This is a genomic window from Collimonas pratensis (assembly GCF_001584185.1).
GTDB classification, from domain to species: domain Bacteria; phylum Pseudomonadota; class Gammaproteobacteria; order Burkholderiales; family Burkholderiaceae_D; genus Collimonas; species Collimonas pratensis.
In genome coordinates this window covers 1,143,491-1,162,312 of sequence record NZ_CP013234.1, presented here as the reverse complement: position 1 = coordinate 1,162,312, position 18,822 = coordinate 1,143,491, and the positions used below count along the sequence as shown (strand labels likewise).

19 protein-coding genes are annotated in these 18,822 nt (G+C 53.4%); 1 reads left to right on the top strand and 18 read right to left on the bottom strand.

The window, feature by feature from the left end; all coding sequences use genetic code 11:
• Positions 1-289: 289 nt before the first annotated feature.
• The 8 genes from CPter91_RS27685 to CPter91_RS05205 form a co-directional block, all read right to left on the bottom strand.
• Positions 290-523 carry a DUF6966 domain-containing protein gene (locus CPter91_RS27685; protein WP_417924854.1) on the bottom strand — a complete coding sequence of 78 codons (234 nt, stop codon included), beginning with the start codon at positions 521-523 and terminating at the stop codon, positions 290-292.
• 616 nt (positions 524-1,139) lie between these two features.
• Positions 1,140-1,466 carry a hypothetical protein gene (locus CPter91_RS05230; protein WP_061937867.1) on the bottom strand — a complete coding sequence of 109 codons (327 nt, stop codon included), beginning with the start codon at positions 1,464-1,466 and terminating at the stop codon, positions 1,140-1,142.
• A complete protein-coding gene (locus CPter91_RS27120) occupies positions 1,463-2,338 on the bottom strand; it encodes a hypothetical protein (protein WP_205631656.1) in 876 nt (291 codons plus the stop codon). The genes CPter91_RS05230 and CPter91_RS27120 overlap by 4 nt, the downstream gene beginning before the upstream one ends.
• A gap of 149 nt (positions 2,339-2,487) precedes the next feature.
• The gene (locus tag CPter91_RS05225) at positions 2,488-2,985 is read right to left on the bottom strand and encodes a nuclear transport factor 2 family protein (RefSeq protein ID WP_236905936.1); all 498 of its coding nucleotides are present in this window, start codon (positions 2,983-2,985) and stop codon (positions 2,488-2,490) included.
• Positions 2,986-3,155: 170 nt separating this feature from the next.
• Positions 3,156-4,175: an alpha/beta hydrolase gene (locus CPter91_RS05220; RefSeq protein WP_061937865.1), complete on the bottom strand. Its 1,020-nt coding sequence runs from the start codon at positions 4,173-4,175 to the stop codon at positions 3,156-3,158.
• Positions 4,176-4,382: 207 nt separating this feature from the next.
• Positions 4,383-4,766, bottom strand: a complete 384-nt coding sequence (locus CPter91_RS05215; RefSeq protein WP_061937862.1) for a nuclear transport factor 2 family protein — start codon at positions 4,764-4,766, stop codon at positions 4,383-4,385.
• Between the two features lie 64 nt (positions 4,767-4,830).
• The gene (locus tag CPter91_RS05210) at positions 4,831-6,000 is read right to left on the bottom strand and encodes an NADH:flavin oxidoreductase/NADH oxidase (RefSeq protein ID WP_061937859.1); all 1,170 of its coding nucleotides are present in this window, start codon (positions 5,998-6,000) and stop codon (positions 4,831-4,833) included.
• Between the two features lie 100 nt (positions 6,001-6,100).
• Positions 6,101-7,204, bottom strand: coding sequence for an alkene reductase (locus CPter91_RS05205; RefSeq protein WP_061937856.1), 1,104 nt, complete (start codon positions 7,202-7,204; stop codon positions 6,101-6,103).
• 102 nt (positions 7,205-7,306) lie between these two features.
• On the opposite strand from CPter91_RS05205, the gene CPter91_RS05200 reads away from it, so the two are divergent.
• On the top strand, positions 7,307-8,278 hold the full coding sequence (locus tag CPter91_RS05200; protein ID WP_061945851.1) for a LysR family transcriptional regulator: 972 nt from the start codon (positions 7,307-7,309) through the stop codon (positions 8,276-8,278).
• 155 nt (positions 8,279-8,433) lie between these two features.
• Here the strand turns inward: CPter91_RS05200 and cnbZ are convergent, their stop codons facing one another.
• The 10 genes from cnbZ to ggt form a co-directional block, all read right to left on the bottom strand.
• The gene (cnbZ, locus tag CPter91_RS05195) at positions 8,434-9,207 is read right to left on the bottom strand and encodes a 2-amino-5-chloromuconate deaminase CnbZ (RefSeq protein WP_061937853.1); all 774 of its coding nucleotides are present in this window, start codon (positions 9,205-9,207) and stop codon (positions 8,434-8,436) included.
• Between the two features lie 126 nt (positions 9,208-9,333).
• Positions 9,334-10,686, bottom strand: coding sequence for an MFS transporter (locus CPter91_RS05190; RefSeq protein WP_061937850.1), 1,353 nt, complete (start codon positions 10,684-10,686; stop codon positions 9,334-9,336).
• Positions 10,687-10,784: 98 nt separating this feature from the next.
• Positions 10,785-11,012, bottom strand: a complete 228-nt coding sequence (locus CPter91_RS05185; RefSeq protein WP_061937847.1) for an acyl-CoA carboxylase biotin carboxyl carrier protein subunit — start codon at positions 11,010-11,012, stop codon at positions 10,785-10,787.
• A 40-nt stretch (positions 11,013-11,052) separates the two neighbouring features.
• Entirely contained in the window at positions 11,053-11,829 is a 777-nt protein-coding gene (locus tag CPter91_RS05180; RefSeq protein WP_061937843.1) for a LamB/YcsF family protein, read from the bottom strand.
• On the bottom strand, positions 11,816-12,766 hold the full coding sequence (locus CPter91_RS05175) for a 5-oxoprolinase subunit C family protein (protein ID WP_061937840.1): 951 nt from the start codon (positions 12,764-12,766) through the stop codon (positions 11,816-11,818). The genes CPter91_RS05180 and CPter91_RS05175 overlap by 14 nt, the downstream gene beginning before the upstream one ends.
• A complete protein-coding gene (pxpB, locus tag CPter91_RS05170; protein WP_061937837.1) occupies positions 12,763-13,503 on the bottom strand; it encodes a 5-oxoprolinase subunit PxpB in 741 nt (246 codons plus the stop codon). Before pxpB ends, CPter91_RS05175 begins: the two co-directional genes overlap by 4 nt.
• Positions 13,500-14,912 carry an acetyl-CoA carboxylase biotin carboxylase subunit gene (locus tag CPter91_RS05165; RefSeq protein WP_061937834.1) on the bottom strand — a complete coding sequence of 471 codons (1,413 nt, stop codon included), beginning with the start codon at positions 14,910-14,912 and terminating at the stop codon, positions 13,500-13,502. Before CPter91_RS05165 ends, pxpB begins: the two co-directional genes overlap by 4 nt.
• Positions 14,913-15,395: 483 nt before the next feature.
• The gene (locus CPter91_RS05160; protein WP_061937831.1) at positions 15,396-16,349 is read right to left on the bottom strand and encodes an amino acid ABC transporter substrate-binding protein; all 954 of its coding nucleotides are present in this window, start codon (positions 16,347-16,349) and stop codon (positions 15,396-15,398) included.
• Between the two features lie 26 nt (positions 16,350-16,375).
• Entirely contained in the window at positions 16,376-16,798 is a 423-nt protein-coding gene (locus CPter91_RS05155; protein WP_014004342.1) for a VOC family protein, read from the bottom strand.
• A gap of 270 nt (positions 16,799-17,068) precedes the next feature.
• Positions 17,069-18,799, bottom strand: coding sequence for a gamma-glutamyltransferase (ggt, locus tag CPter91_RS05150; RefSeq protein ID WP_061937829.1), 1,731 nt, complete (start codon positions 18,797-18,799; stop codon positions 17,069-17,071).
• Positions 18,800-18,822: the final 23 nt, after the last annotated feature.

Here is an 18,822-nt window from a genome sequence, read left to right as displayed (position 1 = left end):
GCCGCACACGCGATTTTTTTAACGTACTGACATCGATGCCTTGCTACGAAAAATACCCTTGGCAACGGCCCACACTCCGCAATTCCCCCACACCTGCCCGCCCCGTTAAATGCACTGCTTTTAATCTAGTTCACAAAAAAACCAAGCCCTCAAGCTGCGCGGGGTTCGCGGCAAAATCGGCTGCAACGGTTTGATGAAAAATGACGCACTTTCGCATGCCCTTCTCGATGGACAAGATGCTGTTGCTAGTAGCTTGATCGAGTCGCACTGCTGTACTTTCTCCAACTGCCTACACGTGGCAAAGCCCGTATAACTTGGACCTCAGTATGTCCAACTCACCGTTTTCCTTTTCAAGAGGCTGTCCCGCTTTGTAGAGGACAAGGTCGTTCAATGACCCCATCCCCCCATACATCGAGACAATCTTTGCCGCGGTTGCTTCCGGGTCGTTACTGAGTTCACGACCTAGCACGTACATTGCTTGCGCCCAATCGTCAATTCCACCGAGATGCAGAAGCTCAGCCATTCTTGCCAAGGTCACTTGCACATCTTGCGCGTTTATCATTTTTGCGAACTCGATCAGATCTTGAACACATCGTTTTACTGTCCGACAACAAGGTCGCCAAGTGCAACAACACGCCCACCTATCTCTTCAAATTTAGATACCGAAAATTCTTGGGACTCAATCGCGTCGCCCCCATCGCAGCAGGGGCACGAATAAATCACTACAGGGGGCTTGTAAAGCTTCCTAAATTCAGAAAATGACATTCCCGCAGCAGGTCCCGGACTCTGTTCAATACGTTTAACATGTAGTACGTGCAGATTTTTCAGCCCGGAAATGCTACTTAGTCGAGATGGCAGGTGCAACAATTCCCCGGATTCCATTTTTGTCCATTCATCCAGTGTCGTCTCTGCAATTACGACATCTAGGCTATTACAGAGAGCTGCGGAACAAAGCCCAACTGTATCGTTATCCGTCTCCGAATCAAATGCAAAAAGGGGCGCGTTTGACTTGCAGGTTTGGCAAGTTATGATCTTGATGAATCCGCGAACAACATTGCATTTACTTCTCATTTCACGCCTCTTGCGCCGAAGGCATAGTGTAGTTCGCTACGTAGAATTTGCCACAAATGCCCGCCACATCAACGATCAATAATCGAATACTGACTCGGACTCTTCCAAGTAATCATACGATAGCCCGTCAATATAGTTCCCTGTTCGCGGTAGAGGTCGACAAGCTCTGCGGGGCTCCAATCTCGGCCGCCTGCAAAGAGAGCCCCTAACTCAATAAGTGCGCTGACAATTTTCTGTCTGTCTGCAACATCCGAAATTGGACGCGCCATTTGATCGCCCTCTGGAACAAATCCCAATGCAATCAAACTAGCTTCGACGCTAGGCTTGCCACATACCACTCTTGCACGCCCCCCCGCAATATCCAGAACAACAATTTCATTCTCTGTGATGCTCATTTTGAATCGACCTTTACTTTCAAAATTGTATTTACAAGACTATTGTCGATCGTTGGAATCGAGTTAATCACCATCTCGGGCGCTCCTCCTGGCAAATGATTACCTGCACCGAGAAAGTACTGGTTTCCCTCCAACGGACTTACCGGCGACATATCTCTAACTCCTGTTACTTGCCTCACTTTGAACCCATCTTGCAAGGAGCCTGGAACAAGTCCCATATCATTCTCAATTTGAGTCACAGTCGAAGGGGCAACCGTAATTTCAGATTTCCCAGCAGCGTTGCCGAAATAACCCATGATACCTCGTTGATCAGATACAAATGTTCCGTTGCGACCAATAGTCGGGTATGCATCCCATGCTGTTGGACTAATATTGAAGCCAACATTATCTTGAAGTATTGTAGCTTGACGAACCCTCGCAGCAGCAACCGTCTCGGAAACATTTATACTCTTTACTGCCGTACTCAAATCAAACAAACCAACCACAGCATCCGCTGCCCGGAAAAGAGTGCCTCCTATACCTAATGCCAACGACGCTATATTAAGATCTCGTTCCGCATCCTGCTGAACTGCTTTTTGATACGCCGTTGTCGCTGGGTCACCCAATGCGCTGGCAATTGGGTTACCGGTCATACAACCCGCAGCAGGACAATTTGCCACTAACGGGAAATAGGCTTTGCCACCGACATTCAACGTCGTGCGATAAGTGCCATCTGGCGCCGGGGGCAAGGACGGCAAATAGCCTGACGATGTAACCGACGACGCAGCGATTGCAGCATCACTCCAATAGTACGGCGATTTACTGCCGCCCGTCGCCGCTTGTACATACGCGATAACGCCAGGATCGATCGGCGCCAATGTTTCAACAAACATTTTTGATCCATCTGCCGCAGGCCGGAAATTCTGCGCGTCGTACAGCGCCCCAGGTTTGCTTACATCGGATACGATATCCGCCTTATCAGCATAGACACTTGTGCCAGTGATACCTGCACGACGTATTGCATTGTCTACCGATTGAAGATTTAGTGGTTTGGATGCGTATGGAAAATCTTGCTGACCACAGTCCACTTGCCTTCGACCTTCAGCAGATGGAAGAAGTCGGTGAAGGAGATACCTGACATGTCGTTGGCGTCGATACGAGCACTAGCCGCCGTACCGACGATCTCAATGCGGACTATAGCGGCCTGTGCGTCAGGAGATGGGCGGAAATCCTTGTCGACCCCGTCGAACAGGATTGGAATCGCGCCGCCGACCAGCTTGCCATCGGCGCCGACGCTGTACATCGTCGCATGTTGGCTGAACGCGGGTTTCATAATGCTGCTCTTGGCCTGCTTGCAGCCCTCAATATACTTGTTCAGCACCTCGGTGATGGCTTGATATTCTTGCACGTACGTAGGTTTGCTTATGGTTTTACTACTGACAACTTGTGGGCCGCGCGGTAGATTTTCTGCTTGAGCGGTCGCGCCCAAGCCCGTAATGCTTGCCACAAAAAACAAAGTCTTGATAAAAGTAATTTTCATTTAGTCGCTCGTAATAAGGGTTGCAATTACTGATTGATGCTCAACTGAAAAACACAGCAGATTTTCCGAGAAACTTCGCTGCTGACCTAGCCTGGCATGAGGTGAACGACTTGTTTTCTGTCGTGAATTCCGCAGCTTTGCCGTGACCTGCGGATTCCTTGCCTTTGAAATTACTTGCCCAGATTGGCCTTGAGCTCCTGCGACGCCTGCGCCATCGCGCTGCGGGACGCCGGCAGATGGCTGAATGCATTTAACAGCCCAAAATCGTGAATCATGCCGTTGTAACGCACCGACTTCACAGGCACGCCCGCGGCGTCGAGCTTGCGGCCATAAGCTTCGGCTTCATCGCGCAGGACATCGAATTCGGCGGTCAAGATCAGCGTCGGCGGCAAGCCCTTGAGCTGCTCGGTCGTCGCCTGCAGCGGCGAAGCGTAGATCTGCTTGCGTGCCTTGGCATCGGTCGTGTAATTGTCCCAGAACCACACCATCAAGTCCTTCGTCAGGAAGTAGCCGTTGGCAAATTGCTTGTACGACGGCGTGTCGAAGTTTGCATCCGTCACCGGACTCAGCAATACTTGCGAGCGCAGTGCAGGTGCGCCCTTCTCATTCGCCATCAAGGCAACCGCGGCGGCTATGTTGCCGCCCGCACTATTGCCAGCTACGGCGAGGCGCTTGCCGTCGACGTTGATCTCCTTGCCATGTTCGGCCACCCATTGGGTCGCGGCATAGGCTTGCTCGATGGCGACGCCGTATTCCGCCTCAGGCGACAGGGTGTAATTGACGAAGACCGCCACCGCGCCCGAACCTGCCACAAGGTCACGCACCAGCCGTTCGTGGGTCGCGAAGTCGCCTAGCATCCAGCCGCCGCCGTGGAAGTACATGAACGCGGGCAAGGTCTTCTGTTTGCTGCCTACCGGGCGCACGATGGTCAGCTTCAGGTCGCCGCCGTTGACGCGGATCGTCTTCTCGCTAACGTCAGCCGCCGGCAAGGCCACCTTGGGGCCAGCCTGTGCGCTCACCAGCACGGCGCGAGCCTCGGCCGGTGTCATGGTGTCTAGCGTCTTTCCGCCTTCAAGGGATTGCAAGAATTTTGCTACGTTGTGTTCGACGCCGGGCAGGTCGGCTGCGGAAGCGTTACCGACCGCCAGAGTCAGGACGGAAAGGGCGAGAGCGGAGGTGAGGGTTTTCATGATGTTTTCTTTTTAGTGACTGAGTGTATGTATGATTAAATAGTGAGCTGTTTTATTATTTTGCTGCGTCGTCGATCAGGCGGTCGAAGGCAGCTTCTTCAAGGCGGTGTGCCGGACGCTCAGTTCCAGCACCGCTCGGCTGCAAAGAAAAACGCAGCAGACATGGCGAGAGCCTCATCTGCCACGTGTTCACGGGAGACCAGAGGCTCAAGGCGCGATGTGGGTGTGGAAGATCTTGCTGACTACCGTCCACTTGCCATCGACTTTCAGCAGATTGAAGAAATCTGTAAAGCAAAAGCCCGAGACGTCATTGGTATCGATGCGCGCGCTGGCTGCTGTGCCCACGATGTCGACTTTGACGATTGCCCCTTGAGCTTCCGGAGACGGGCGGAATGCGCTGTCAATGCCATCGAACAATGCCTGGATCGGGCCGCCGGTCAGCTTACCGTCGCCATCAACGCTAAACATCGTTGCTTGCTCACTGAAAGCTGGCTTCATGATGCTGCTTTTGGCCTGTTTGCAGCCCTCGTTGTATTTGTTCAGTACCTCGACGATGGCTTGATAATCCGGCACGTAAGTAGGTTTGTTCATTTTTCACTCCTGGTTATTAGTGCGATTCATTGTAAAAAACGGCCACTCTTGGCTGGCCTGGGAATCACCCCCTGCGTCTATCCGCAGCGGCGTCCACTGTTGGTGCCCAAGGTCCCAACTGGTGAAGTTTGGTTTCGCGATTGTCGAGCCACCAGCCGGCCTGAATGTTCCAGTCTGCATGCGCTGCATTTGGGCTGGCGCTCCCCAACGTTTGTTGCGCATGCAACGGAAAGTGCGGATCGCGAAGAGCCGCATGGCCAAGCGCCACGATGTCGGCCTGGCCAGAGCCGATTACTGCTTCGGCCTGCCACGGATCGATGATCAGTCCCACGGCCATGGTGCCGATTTCGGCCTCGCGACGAATCTGCGCAGAGAACGGCACCTGAAAGCCATAGCCACTCGGGTAGTCGTAGACGCCGAAACCACCAGACGAGCAATCAACGACGTCTACGCCCACTGTCTTCAAGACTTTGGCGAAAGCAACGCTGTCGTCGATGGTCCAACCGTTACTGCTACCATCGACAGCCGACAGCCTCACAAACAACGGTTTGTCCTGTGGCCAGATCGCTCGTACCTCGCGAGCGATCTCCAGTGGCAGACGGATTCGGTTCTCAAAGCTGCCGCCGTATTCATCGGTGCGGTCGTTGGTCAGCGGTGACAGGAATGCGTTGAGGAGAAAGCCATGTGCGTAGTGCAGTTCCAGCACATCGAAACCTGCCCGAAGGGCGCGATGTGCCGAAGCGACAAAATCTGAACGTACCTTGGCGATGCCGTTTGCATCCAAAGCGGTGGGCACCAGCCAGCCATCGGCCACTGGCCGGGCGCTCGGTGAGACGACTGACCAAGGATGTTCACCGCGTGCTGCATCGCGTTCATTCAGCGGGCCGTTACCTTCAAAGGCTCGCTGGATGCTGGCTTTAGGCCCAGCATGAGCAAGCTGGATTCCAGGTGTTGCACCGTAAGCCTTGGCAAAAGCGGCAATGTGCGACAAGCCTTGTACATGAGCGTCATCCCATAACCCCAGGTCCCCATGTGTAATGCGTCCTTCGGGCGAGACCGCTGTAGCTTCGACCATCAACAGGCCGAAGCCGCCAAGCGCAAAACGGCCGTAGTGAACGGTGTGGTAATGGCTGACATGACCTTCTATTGCCGTGTACTGGCACATTGGACTGAGGGCGAAGCGGTTGCGCAAGGTGACGCCGCGCAGGGGCAAGGGCTCAAAAAGTTTGCTCATTGTTCTGTTATTGAAAGATAAATTGGACAGTCAAATCGAAGAAATTAACTCGTTATTTTTTTGCTATTTATATGGTGCCTTTATTTGCTCACCAGTCGGCTTACCCAGCTAGCGCAGGCCAATCGGTGTAACCCTTTTCGCCGTTACCGTAATAGGTTTCGCGTAGCGCTATGGCAAGCTCAGCGCCGTCTCGCAAACGACGCACCAAATCTGGATTGGCAATGAACGGACGACCAAAAGCCACGGCATCGACCTTGCCTTCAGCCCGACGACTAACAGCCAGCTCAAGGTCGTAATTGTTGTTGCCTATGTATGGCCCTTTGAACAGTGCGCGTAACGCATCGAGATTCACGTTCTCAGGCACGACACGCGACGTGGCCGTAGCTCCTTCGACAAAATGCATGTAAGCGAGTTGGAAGCGATTCAGTTGCTCAATCAAGTAGCCATACGTCTGCATTACCTGGCTGTCCAAGGGCGTATTACCCGCATCTGGGGTCACGGGAGAGAGGCGAATGCCGACGCGCTCATGACCCCAGACGTCGACCACCGCGGCGGTTACTTCCAACGTGAGTCGCGTGCGATTCTCGATCGAACCACCATATTGGTCTGTACGCTGATTTGTAGAGTCACGCAGGAACTGATCGAGTAAATAGCTATTGGCAGAGTGCACTTCAACACCATCAAAGCCGGCACGTTTTGCGCATACGGCTGCGTGTCGGTATTGCTCGAGGATGCCTGGGATCTCGGATGTTTCCAGCGCGCGCGGCATGGAGACATCCATCATTCCATTTTCGGTATAGGTTTGTCCTTCTGCGCGAATCGCGGAAGGCGCTACCGGCACCGCGCCATCCGGCTGCAGATCCACGTGCGAGAAGCGCCCCACATGCCACAACTGGCAAACAATAAGGCCACCGGCTGCATGTACTGCATCTGTTACCAGTTTCCAACCCGCGACTTGCTCTTCAGTCCAGATGCCTGGCGTCAATGCATACCCGCGCGCCTGCGCGGAAATATTGGTTGCTTCGCTAATGATCAGACCTGCGCTGGCGCGTTGCGCGTAGTAGCGAGCGTGCATCTCATTTGGCACGCCATCTGCCCCCATGCGACTGCGCGTTAACGGGGCCATGACAATTCGGTTAGCCAGAGATAAGGCTCCCAACGTCATGGGAGAGAAAAGATCCGTCGATGGGCTGTTGCGTGTCATTTTGCTTCCTTGTAATAACTGTTCTGCCGGATGAAATTCCTTGCTGTACTAAGTATGGAGATCGGCGATAATGACGTAAATAGGCATAAGTGGACATATAGTATGAACAATAAGATCATAATCCAACAATTAACTCGCGCCGAGGGCATCGAGGGCGCACTCCCTTTGCCATCGGTACATCTTCCTGGCCTGTTGACCTTCGAGGCAGCTGCCAGGCATTTGAACTTCGCGCGGGCTGCGGCAGAATTGGGCGTTACGCCAACAGCGGTATCAAGGACTATCAAAAGCGTGGAAGCGCAACTGGATATACGACTGTTTAACCGCACAACACGCAGTGTCAGTTTGACCGAGGCTGGAGCGTTCCTGAATGCTGAATTAGCGCCTGCCCTGGCGCTGATCAAAAGCTCCTTGTCACGGGTCTTAACAGCAACGGATCAACCGTCCGGCACCGTGCGCGTCAACTCTTCATACGTTGCATACCGTATCTTGATCGAACCGCATCTTCAGGCGTTCCTGGAGAAATTTCCGCTGATTAATGTGGAGATATCACTGGATAACCAACTTAGCGATATCGTCAATGCCGGTTTCGATATCGGGATACGCATGGGGAAAAGAGTGCAAAACGACATGGTCGCCGTGCAGTTGGGAGCCGTGCAAAAAAGAATTGTGGTGGCTGCGCCGGATTACTTCAACAAGCGCGCTGAGCCACAAACTCTGGAGCAACTGCTAAAACACAACTGCATTCGCCAGCGGTATTCCGTTGGCGGAAGATTCTTTGAATGGAAGTTCGAAGATCGAGGTCAAATGGTTCAAGTCGATGTTCAAGGGCGTTTTATTTTTGACGAAATGAGATCCGTCCTTGATGCGGCAATACAAGGTCAAGGTATTGGTTTCGTTTTCGAGGATTTTGCGGAGCAAGAGTTGGCAAGTGGCATGCTTCGTCAGGTATTAAAGCGCCATAGTGCATTAGATGACGCATTCCATCTTTACTATCCGCATCGCAAGCACATGCCCGGAAAGCTGCGTGCGTTTGTTGATTTCATGCGAGGTGCCAATAGGACGGGAACGTCCTGATTTAATTTTCCCCACGTAGCATGACGGAAGTATTGAGCAATCAGCACACGTGATGCTGCAAATATAAATTCGTGCCTAATCTCGGCTTCGAGCCTATTTCCCACTTCAATCCATCGAGACCGCTCCACGATTTCCGCGCGGAGTCATGTCTGCCCCTATAGTATCGTCGCGACAAGATCGCGTCGTATGGCGCGTGCTTCGAGTTCCACCTCGCCACCAGCAATCGGCGGACGCGCGCGATAGACGAGAACTCCACGGCGGATTGGTTCACCTATCGTTCCAAGCAACGCAGGGCCCCAAAGCTCCGGAATGTCGCGGGCGTGGAACAAAGCTACCCGGGTGGTGTCTTCCCAAGAAAACCCGAGCTTTTTCAGGGTTTCAGAAACCGTCTCGATGGTATAGCGGGCGCGCTGTTGCATGGCTTGGGGGCCAATCTCGCCTTCAGCAATGATCTTGTTGTCGGGTCCGATATCTGCCTGTCCCGAGAGCAGGAAGGTGAGGCCATTCGAAGTCGCGGGCGCGGTAAAGCTGAACGCACACATTGAAGTGGCCGTGGGTGGATAAAGGTCCAGTGCAATGTTGGAACGACAAACCAGGCTGTAGTCTCCAGACATCAGCGCCCACTTACGCAGTTGCTCAAGATACGGAACGTTGAAGGTCGACCATTTGTCGAAAGTCAACGGCTCGGGGACCCGCAACTCGATTCCACAGAACGCCTGAACGGGGCGTCCTATGCCTTTGAGATACGTTTCGATAAAGGCATAGGCTCGCTCGAGGGGAAGCCAGGACTGTAACTCCACGCGGATGACCTCGAAGCCAGGGTCGGGAATAATACCGGAGCAATAGGCTGCACCGCTCGGAAGAATTTTGTAATTACCTGTGCTGTTTTCGATCAGTGCTACCGGTTGCCCGTGAGGTTGATTTGACATCAAATGTTCCTTCAGAGGATTTATGTGGATAAAACAGGGAATGTGCCACGGAGTACAAACAATACATTAAGCTATTCGCAACTACATTCCGTTTCTCCTAACCGGATAACCTTGTGTAACCGAACCTTAAGCCAAGCTGTCCTTTGCCGTTTCTCGAATAGTCAGTAAGGCAATCAAGCTGAACAAGGACGCGGCAACCAACAGAATCGCCGGCGACTTCAAATTCCCGGTGGAAGAGATCAAACTAGTGGCGACATAGGGCGTTAAGCCCCCGCCAAGAATCGCACCGATATTGAAACTGAAGGCCATGCCGGTAAACCGCACACGGGTAGGAAACTGCTCCGCGTATGTCGGATAGCCGACCGACTGCACAATAGGCAGCGGCAGCGCCATGATGAACATGGCCAGCGCCGCAAGGCCAACGCTCTTCTGATCCATGAGCACCATCATGGGCCAAACAAGAATCATATAGCTGAAGAACCCGATGGCCAGCACCCGGCGGCGGCCCCAGCGGTCAGAAAGAGCACCCCAAAATGGCATGAGAAATGCCATTGCCAAGCTGACCATTGCCATGATCCAGTAGACGATTGTCTTGTCGTATTTCAAATAGGTGGTGAGATAAATGTTCATGAATACCAATCCCACCCAGTAACCGACATTTTGACCGAATGCCAAAGCGATGACCTTCATCACCCTCGGTCTGTGCTGTGTCAGTACCTCTCGCAAAGGTGCTTTTGTTGGCTCATTGTGTGCTTGAAATTCTTGGAATGCCCGAGATTCCTCGACACGACGCCGAACAACGGTCGAGACGAGAACCATAGGAATCGCCAGGAGAAATGGAATACGCCATCCCCATTGCTGCATTTGCTCGGCACTCAGGAGGGAGGATGTAATTCCGCATGTGGCAGCGGCCAGCGCACCGCCCACGGCAACGCCCACAGGCGTGAAGGCACCGTAAAAGCCGCGCTTTCTCGATGGCGCGGATTCGGCGACATAAGCAGCGGCCCCCGTCACCTCACCGCCGGCGAAGAAGCCTTGCATCAAGCGAATGATCACGAGCAGAACGGGTGCAACGGCACCGACGGTTGCCGCGACGGGCAGAAGGCCGACGGCTGCTGTCGCAACACCCATCCCGATAACGGTCACAAGCAGAACGCCACGTCGGCCGATGCGATCGCCTAGTCGGCCCAGCACTATCCCGCCAATTGGTCGCATCAGGAATGCACTACCGAACACCGCGAGGATGGCGAGTAGTGACGCAGTCGCATCGCCACTGGGGAAGAACAGAGGTCCAATGGTCGCAGCCATGTATCCGTAGACGCCGAATTCGTAGTATTCGATCGCCGTCCCCACCAATGCAGCAAGCGCCGCCTTGCGCGCCATCGACTTTTCGTCAGCACCTCCAGCTTGAGTGAGATTGGAATGTGTCGAGGGCCCGACAGATCCTGGACTCGAACCAGTCGTTTGAAAAGTATCCATTTTATATCTCCGTTCGGTGTGACGTGAGGTGATCCAAGAAGGCTCGAAGGATTGCCATCTTGGTGGATCGGAATTGGTTTGCCGGGAGTTATAAATGGCTAACTTGCGATGAATCGCGCAACAATAGCGTCTTCGTCAAGCATGGCCCCCTCCTCCACGAGAAATTCGACGACTGATCCGGCACTGGGCGCCTGGATGGGAATTTCCATCTTCATGGATTCCATGACGGCAATGTTGTCTCCCGCTTTTAGGGGGGCGTTGAGCGTCGCGATGATTTTTACAAGTGCGCCGGCTATTTCCGCGCGGATTTCAATTTCTTTACTCATTTGATGGAGCTCACTGTATGGAGGTGGACAAGAAAATGAATCAGAGGGATGTCGGAACATGCCCAATGGCTCGAACGGCAATACCCTCGGCTTCGAGAGCTTGACGAATAACCTGCGCGAACTGCGCAGCACCGGGCTGATCCCCGTGGATGCAAAGAGTGTCCGGCCGTACCGGTACATCGACGCCATTGACCGATCGAACCACGCCAAAGCGAACCATCCGGAGGACTTGATCCACAGATTGTTGAACATCGGTAATCATGGCGCGCGGGTCCGTGCGCGGGGTCAATGAGCCGTCGTCTTGATAGGTTCGATCTGCAAACACCTCTTCTGCCACCGTTAGGCCAGTGTCGCGAGCCGCATGGACGAGCTCCGAGCCAGCGAGGCCGAAGAACACTAGCTCACGATCGGCATCACGTACCGCGTCGCAGATGGCTCGTGCCATAGCGCGATCGCGCGCTGCCATGTTGTACAGGGCCCCGTGCGTCTTGACGTGAACAAGCCGATTACCTGCCGCCTTGGCGAAGGCCTGCAACGCACCGATTTGGTAAAGCATCAAGTTGTACAGCTCTTCCACTCCCAGATGCATCGGCCTACGACCGAATCCCTGGAGATCTGCAAATCCCGGATGTGCTCCGATCGACACCCCACGCGCAATCGCTAATTGCACGGTTGCAGCAATGGTCTGAGGGTCACCGGCATGCATTCCGCAGGCCACGTTGGCTGATGAAACGTGGTCCAACACTGCGGCGTCGTTGCCAAGACGATATATGCCGTAGCTCTCTCCAACATCGCTGTTTAAGTCAATCGATGCCATGGCCTGTCCCCATCATTTCAAATATTTGGCTTTGCTCGACGATGAGCCGTTGTGCTTCCTCCAAAGTAATCCATTCGAATTGAATCCGCTCTCCTGCCATGCCTTGCGCCAAGCGCGGAAGATCCACCGCCGCCACATTCGCGATGCGTGGGTATCCGCCCGTTGTTTGTCGATCCGCCATGAGCACGATGGGCTGTCCATCCGGTGGCACCTGAACCGTTCCAAAACTCACCGCCTCGGACTGCAGTTCTAGCGGCTGTATCAGATGCAGAGCTTCGCCTTCCAGTCGATATCCCATGCGATCAGAGCTTGGGCTGATGCGGAAGACCTGTTCAGCCATGGCTCGCCGCGCATCAGGCTCGAACCCATCCCATTCCCTGCCAGGAACTATTCGGATTGGAGAATCTTGTGTGCGCTGTATTTCTTCCGGGAACGTGGAAGAGCGCCTATCCAAAGAAGGGGTCCGTTTGATATTGCGAAACGCGATGCTGTCGCCTTTCTGTAGTTGTCGACCGCACGCACCACCGAAACCTCCGCGCACGTACGTACTTGTGCTGCCCATCACGGTTTGCAGTACGTAGCCGCCTGCCACAGCGATGTATGCACGCAATCCGTTTGCGCGTTTGCCGAACGAAACCACATCCCCGGCTGAAACGGCGACAGGCCTTGCAAGCGGCAGCGGATTGCCCGCAATGGTGGCACCAAGATCCGCACCGCACACTGCGATCACAGCAGGACAATCGAACTGCAGAGTCGGCCCGATCAACGTGACTTCGAGTGTCGCCTCGAACGGTGAATTTCCGACCAGCATGCACGCAAGCCTGTGGGATCGTTCATCCATCACGCCAGAGACTGGGATTCCCTGGTGCTGGAAACCTGTTCGCCCCAGATCCTGAAATGTGGACAGTAGGCCAGGCTTGAGAACTTGAATAGTCATCGACCATCTCCCGAGGTTTCGAATTCGTCAGCCGTGATGGACACAAAACGGATGCGATCACCGGCTTGTAGCAAGCACGCCGGATTTCTATCCGGATCAAACAATTTCAATGGTGTTCTACCGATCAGATTCCACCCGCCCGGCAGGTTGAAGGGATAGATAACGCTTTGACGGTTAGCCAAGCCAACTGAGCCAATTGGTACCGAGGTCCGTGGTTGAGCGCGCCTGGGCGGAGCTAGGCGCTCGTCGAACGTGCCGATGTAGGGATGCCCAGGCGCAAAGCCGAGCATTTGTACGCTCACGTCCGCGCCTGTGTGTAGATCGATCAGCGCTTGGGCCGATAGCCCGCATTCACTGGCAACAGTCTCGAGGTCTGGGCCGTGATCGCCTCCATAGGAGACAGGAATCTGCACCACTCGAGGGGGCGCCAGATTGTTATATTCAAAGGTGTTGAGAACTGTCGCGACAATGCGAGTTGCAGCCTGATAAGACGTTTCGCCCTGACTTCCCAATCGCCGCAGCACCTCTGGCCGGTAGTGAACTCCAACGGTCACTATGGTGGAGACTACGTCCGTTATTCCCGGCAAGCTGGCGTGACGCAAAGCCGCGGCAGCTCCGGCTGCCCAATGACTACTGGCTCCGACAAGCGCCGATTGGATCTCAATCACAAGGCAACTGTCGCCCGAAGGCACAATTTTCCAAGTAATATCCTTCGTTGTAAGAATTTTATTGTTCATGACGCGACCTTCAACGGCCCTGCATCGATGCGCGCAGATTCAGCCAGATCCGCCAGCAATGCGGCTTTCTCGCGATCCACAAAGCTGGTGTCCACCTTGCCGGCTTGAAACTCGGGATGCCGTATCACTCGCTGCAAAAAAACCGTGTTGTGGCGGATGCCTGAAATCTCGGTGGATTGCAATGCCGTGTCCATGCGCTGCAGCGCTCCTGCACGCGTCGGCGCCCAGGTGATCAACTTGGCAATCATGGGATCATAAAACGAGGTGATCAAGTCCCCTTGACGTACCCCGGTATCAACGCGGAGGCCATCAACTTGGGATGGCAAAACAAATCGTTCAAGCAGGCCCGGCGACGGAAGGAAATTCTTCGCCGGATTCTCGGCATAAACCCGGCATTCAACGGCGGCGCCATTGCGTCGAATTGAAGTTTGCGGCATCTTCTCCAAGGTTCCAGCTGCCAGCAAAATCTGGCTGCGCACCAAATCCCAGCCAGTAATGGCCTCCGTGACGCCATGCTCAACTTGGATACGGGTATTCATTTCCAAGAAGTAGAATTCCTGGCTGACGGCGTCGAGAATGAACTCGACGGTCCCCGCACCACGATACCGCTGACCGGCAGTAAGCGAGAGGGCGGCAGAGAACATCCGATCGAGAACTTCGGGCGCCAGATGCGGTGCGGGGCTTTCCTCTACGATCTTTTGGAAACGTCGCTGTACGGAACATTCCCGCTCGAAGAGATGAACAGCTGTGCCGTCACCATAGCCAAAGACTTGCACCTCGATATGCCGAGCACGCGGCACAAAGCGCTCCAGGTAGATCGACGCATCGTTGAAGGCTTTCAGTGCTTGCGATTGGGTCGAAATAACGGCTGCCGCCAGTGCGGCAGGATCATCCACGCGCTTCATGCCGATACCGCCGCCTCCGCCAGCTGCCTTGACCAGCAAGGGAAAACCCACGCGGGCCGCCTCAAGCGTCAACAGTTCAGGGTTTTCACCTGGAAGGAATGCGCGGCTGCCCGGGAGTACCGGAACACCGCACGCCTGGGCGATACTTCGCGCTCGGTGCTTGTCTCCCATATCTTCGATAGATTCGGCCGTGGGACCTATCCAAGTAATGCCATTGCGTTCTGCTGCTTTGGCGAAGACCGTGTTCTCGGACAGAAAGCCGTAGCCAGGATGCACCCCTTCGGCACCATGCTGTATGCCCGCTTGCAGAACCGCGTCCATATCGAGATAACTTTGTCCCGCTGGAGCGGAACCGACACGAACGGCAAAATCCGCCATCTCGCAATGCAACGAGCCGGCATCCGCATCTGAATAAACAGCGATGGTTTTAATACCCAAGCCACGCGCCGCTTGAATAATTCTGCAAGCAATTTCGCCGCGGTTGGCGATCAAAATTTTATTCATGACTTATGAAAATTCCATGTGGACTTGGTTTGTAAGTTGCAGTCATTAATCATATGGATGGTGTCAGATTCATTAAAACAGGCGACCATCTCCATGACAGGGAAATACCTAAAATGACAAGGTGAATCCCATGGACACTATTTTTTCCTGCTTGGTGGTGCGCGCTTCTTCCGTGCAATCAGTCCTGCATCGGACGTATCAGTTGAAATGCCATGATCGCGCCCGTTTTTTCACGGCTCGCTGACATCAATCCGATACTGAGAAAAAACTCAATATGCCTTTCCAGATAGAGTCGCTTACGGCGTAAGAAAACTGACTTTGAATTGGCACAGCCAACCAACGTTCACTGTGTGATTCAGCTGAACATGGCGGATTTCCCCGGAAAGGCGCTTAGCCGATCTATCACGTTGATAGATGCAATTTTTGGCCATACCGGAGAGAATTCACGGCCATTCAATCATTTCTTCGAAATAGCAAGATGCCTTATTTCTTTTTAACTACCGACAACTGTTCCTTTGGTAGCGGTGCATAGTCTGTTGGATTGGAAGAGTTAGTGACCTTCGCGATGGCGGCCTGCGTTTCAGGACTCATCGGCCAATTCAGATTCTGACCATGCGGCAATGCCGGCGATTGAAACCATTTCGCGTAGATCTTCTTGATCTCCCAAGACTTGAAGATGTTCGTGATACTGGTATCGAGCACCTGTTTGAAAGCCGGGTCGTCCTTGCCATAAATTAGCCCGAACGGCTCGACGGAAAGCGCATCTTTACTAACAACTAGCTCGTCCTTCATTTTGCTGTCGCCCGCCAGCGAAGCGAGCACGATGTCGTCGTTCACGAAAGCGGCCACCCGACCGGTCTCGACCAGAAGAACTCCCTCAGCCGTGTCGCGTGACGTAACAATATCGATACCAAGCTTCTGCTCATTGTTGAGTATGGTGATCATCTTGATATGGGTAGTTCCGCTATTGATTGCAAGCTTCTTGCCACGGAGCTCGGCGAGCGTCTGCACGTTGCTGCTGCGCTTGCTCAGAATGCGGGAACCGCTGACGTAAAATGTGGGCGAGAATGCCACGATGTTCTGACGTTCTGCCGTATTGGTAGTATTGCCGCATTCGATGTCGACTGTGCCGTTTTGAATTAACGGAATACGGCTTGACGCCGTCACCGGCAGCATCGAGATATTCAGTTGCGACATACCTAGCTTGCGCTGTATGCTCTTGGCGACGGAAAGGCACAAGTCAATCGAATAGCCCTCATAATCCTGTTTATCGGTCAGAAAAGAGAACGGTTTGGTCGAGTCTCGAACGCCAAGGACGATAGTGCCTTTCTCCTTGATTTTCTTCAAGGTTCCGCTCAACTCTTCGCTTTGTGCCGCATGACTCGAATGCATGGTTTGGCTGCCGATGATGCAAAGCGCCAATATGAGTTTTTTCATTTCTTTTCTCCCGATGATTTCAGTTATTATTTTGCGAAGATGTAATCCATATTCGCAAACGATTTGAATTCCAGCGCATTACCGGACGGATCCAGGAAAAACATCGTGGCCTGCTCACCGACCTCTCCCTTGAAACGAATATATGGCTCGATGATGAATTTGATGTTGGCGGCTTTCAATTTCGCTGCCAGCGCTTCCCATTCAGGCAAGGACAAGATTGCTCCGAAATGGCGTGACGGCACATCATGATCATCCACCGGATTGGTTGCGCTAAGACCGGTTTCGTCTGGAGCCAGGTGCGCCACCAGTTGATGTCCGTAGAAATTGAAATCCACCCATTTTTCGTCGCTGCGTCCTTCAGGGCAGCCCAGCAGATCGCCGTAAAAGGCACGTGCCTGAGCAATGTCGTTCACAGGGAATGCCAAATGAAACAGTGGTGTCGATGTCATCTTGAGTTCTCTTTTCTAAAAATAAATTGATAATCGGTTGGCCGGCTAAGAACAAGGAACGAAGTCCGTTAACCGGGTTCGCTTGCCATTGCAAACCCTTTATGTGTCAGGGATTTAAGACAGTCTATATATATTAATTTATGATGTGAAATTATCATTTTTGATCATCGTAATTCAAATTTTTCATAAGAACAGGCTTAATCATTCGGCACAAAAAAAGGGGGAGCCGAGCCCCCCCCTCCTTACGAAAATATATATGTGCTGGCAACCTTACTTGGCGATCACTGAAGCTCCCCTACCGCGAGGATCGGAAACAGGAAGCGGACTGCCGTTCACAACTTGAATGGCCTGCACGTCGGTGTTGAATCCCCCGTTCTGGACTGTGTAGCCTCGAGTCGCCAGTTCGGAGACGAGAGACGGCGGGAAAGGTGCATACGGTTCGTAATAGACTACAGTTCCTTGCGGCAATTGATGATGGAAGCGCATATTCTTCACGGAATCTGCAAGGCTCATGTTGTAGTCATACACATCGGACAGCACCTGATACAACGACGTGAAGATGTGCGAGCCGCCAGGTGTGCCGATCACCATCGCCACCTTTCCGTCCTTCAGCAAAATACTCGGTGACATCGATGAAAGTGGCCGCTTCCCGGATGCAACAGCGTTAGCGTCTCCACCAATCACACCAAGAGAATTTGGTTGGCCCGGCACCGTTGCAAAATCATCCATCTCGTCGTTTAGCACAAATCCCGCTCCTCGCACGACCACACCGCTTCCATATGGATTATTCAACGTGTAGGTATTCGACACTGCGTTACCCCATTTATCGATGATCGAGAAGTGCGTCGTGTGGAACTTAGGTTTACCCGGCTGGACACTCGCCGTAGGCGATATGGATGTCGGATTCACTTCGGCCGCACGCTGCGCGATATAGGTTGGGTCAAGCAAGCCCGAAACAGGTACGGTGACAAAGTCAGGATCACCAAGAAATTGTGCTCGATCCGCAAACACACGCTTCATTATTTCTGCGCTCAAATGAATGTACTGAGCAGTGTTCACGGATACTCCAGAGAAAAGCGAGCCATTGAGATCGGCCTTCATGCCGAGCAACTGTGCCAGGGCAATGCCGCCGGAACTCGGAGGCGGTGCGGTTAGTACCGTCATTCCTTTCCAATTAAAGGAAATCGGCTGGCGCCAAACTGCTTTGTACGATGCCAGATCGCCTTTTGTGATCACGCCTTTCCCACCGTCTTGCGTCATCGACGCGACAAGCAGATCAGCCGTCTTACCTTTATAGAACTCGTCGGCGCCTGTCGCGGAAATCCGTTCAAGCGTCGCTGCAAGGTCTGGTTGCCGGAACAATTGACCCGCCGTCATTCCACCAAAGTAATCAGACAGATTGAACGGATAAGGGTAAGCCTGATAACCTGCCACTGTGCTTTTGTAGCTGTCGATTTCGGCTTGCGCAGGAAGATAGCCGTCGCGAGCAAGCGCTATGGCCGGCGCAAGCAACTGTTGCCACGGTAACTTGCAGAACTTCTGGCAAGCCGTCCAGAGCCCCATTACAGTACCCGGTACGCCAACGGCCTGCGCACCCTGGATGCTACTCTGGGGATCCTCCTTTCCATCCGCGGTCGTGAACTGCGTGTAAAAATTCGTAGACGTTGCAGCGGGCGCCATTTCTCGGTAATCCAGAAAATATGGCTGCCCATTCATGTAAATGGTCATGAAACCGCCGCCGCCGATATTGCCTGCCTCCGGATAAGTGACCGTGAGCGCGAAAGCAGTCGCGACTGCAGCGTCGACAGCATTGCCGCCAACATTCAGAATTTGCTGCGCCACCTGTGCGCTGAAGTTGTCCCCCGTTGCGGCAGCCCCGGCCGACAATGCCGTGGCACTTTCAATGCCGCCGGTCGAGCCCCCACAACCGGCCAAGAAACTCGAAACTGCTAACGTCGCAACAAGAATTGTCTTCGACATCCTATTTTGAATATTCTTCATTTCACTACCCCCTATGTAAATTT

Excerpts from the sequence above, each read along its gene's own strand:
- CPter91_RS27685 (WP_417924854.1), bottom strand. The coding sequence starts at position 523 with ATGGCTGAGCTTCTGCATCTCGGTGGAATTGACGATTGGGCGCAAGCA.
- CPter91_RS05230 (WP_061937867.1), bottom strand. The coding sequence starts at position 1,466 with ATGAGCATCACAGAGAATGAAATTGTTGTTCTGGATATTGCGGGGGGG.
- CPter91_RS27120 (WP_205631656.1), bottom strand. The coding sequence starts at position 2,338 with ATGTTTGTTGAAACATTGGCGCCGATCGATCCTGGCGTTATCGCGTAT.
- CPter91_RS05225 (WP_236905936.1), bottom strand. The coding sequence starts at position 2,985 with ATGAAAATTACTTTTATCAAGACTTTGTTTTTTGTGGCAAGCATTACG.
- CPter91_RS05220 (WP_061937865.1), bottom strand. The coding sequence starts at position 4,175 with ATGAAAACCCTCACCTCCGCTCTCGCCCTTTCCGTCCTGACTCTGGCG.
- CPter91_RS05215 (WP_061937862.1), bottom strand. The coding sequence starts at position 4,766 with ATGAACAAACCTACTTACGTGCCGGATTATCAAGCCATCGTCGAGGTA.
- CPter91_RS05210 (WP_061937859.1), bottom strand. The coding sequence starts at position 6,000 with ATGAGCAAACTTTTTGAGCCCTTGCCCCTGCGCGGCGTCACCTTGCGC.
- CPter91_RS05205 (WP_061937856.1), bottom strand. The coding sequence starts at position 7,204 with ATGACACGCAACAGCCCATCGACGGATCTTTTCTCTCCCATGACGTTG.
- CPter91_RS05200 (WP_061945851.1), top strand. The coding sequence starts at position 7,307 with ATGAACAATAAGATCATAATCCAACAATTAACTCGCGCCGAGGGCATC.
- cnbZ (WP_061937853.1), bottom strand. The coding sequence starts at position 9,207 with ATGTCAAATCAACCTCACGGGCAACCGGTAGCACTGATCGAAAACAGC.
- CPter91_RS05190 (WP_061937850.1), bottom strand. The coding sequence starts at position 10,686 with ATGGATACTTTTCAAACGACTGGTTCGAGTCCAGGATCTGTCGGGCCC.
- CPter91_RS05185 (WP_061937847.1), bottom strand. The coding sequence starts at position 11,012 with ATGAGTAAAGAAATTGAAATCCGCGCGGAAATAGCCGGCGCACTTGTA.
- CPter91_RS05180 (WP_061937843.1), bottom strand. The coding sequence starts at position 11,829 with ATGGCATCGATTGACTTAAACAGCGATGTTGGAGAGAGCTACGGCATA.
- CPter91_RS05175 (WP_061937840.1), bottom strand. The coding sequence starts at position 12,766 with ATGACTATTCAAGTTCTCAAGCCTGGCCTACTGTCCACATTTCAGGAT.
- pxpB (WP_061937837.1), bottom strand. The coding sequence starts at position 13,503 with ATGAACAATAAAATTCTTACAACGAAGGATATTACTTGGAAAATTGTG.
- CPter91_RS05165 (WP_061937834.1), bottom strand. The coding sequence starts at position 14,912 with ATGAATAAAATTTTGATCGCCAACCGCGGCGAAATTGCTTGCAGAATT.
- CPter91_RS05160 (WP_061937831.1), bottom strand. The coding sequence starts at position 16,349 with ATGAAAAAACTCATATTGGCGCTTTGCATCATCGGCAGCCAAACCATG.
- CPter91_RS05155 (WP_014004342.1), bottom strand. The coding sequence starts at position 16,798 with ATGACATCGACACCACTGTTTCATTTGGCATTCCCTGTGAACGACATT.
- ggt (WP_061937829.1), bottom strand. The coding sequence starts at position 18,799 with ATGAAGAATATTCAAAATAGGATGTCGAAGACAATTCTTGTTGCGACG.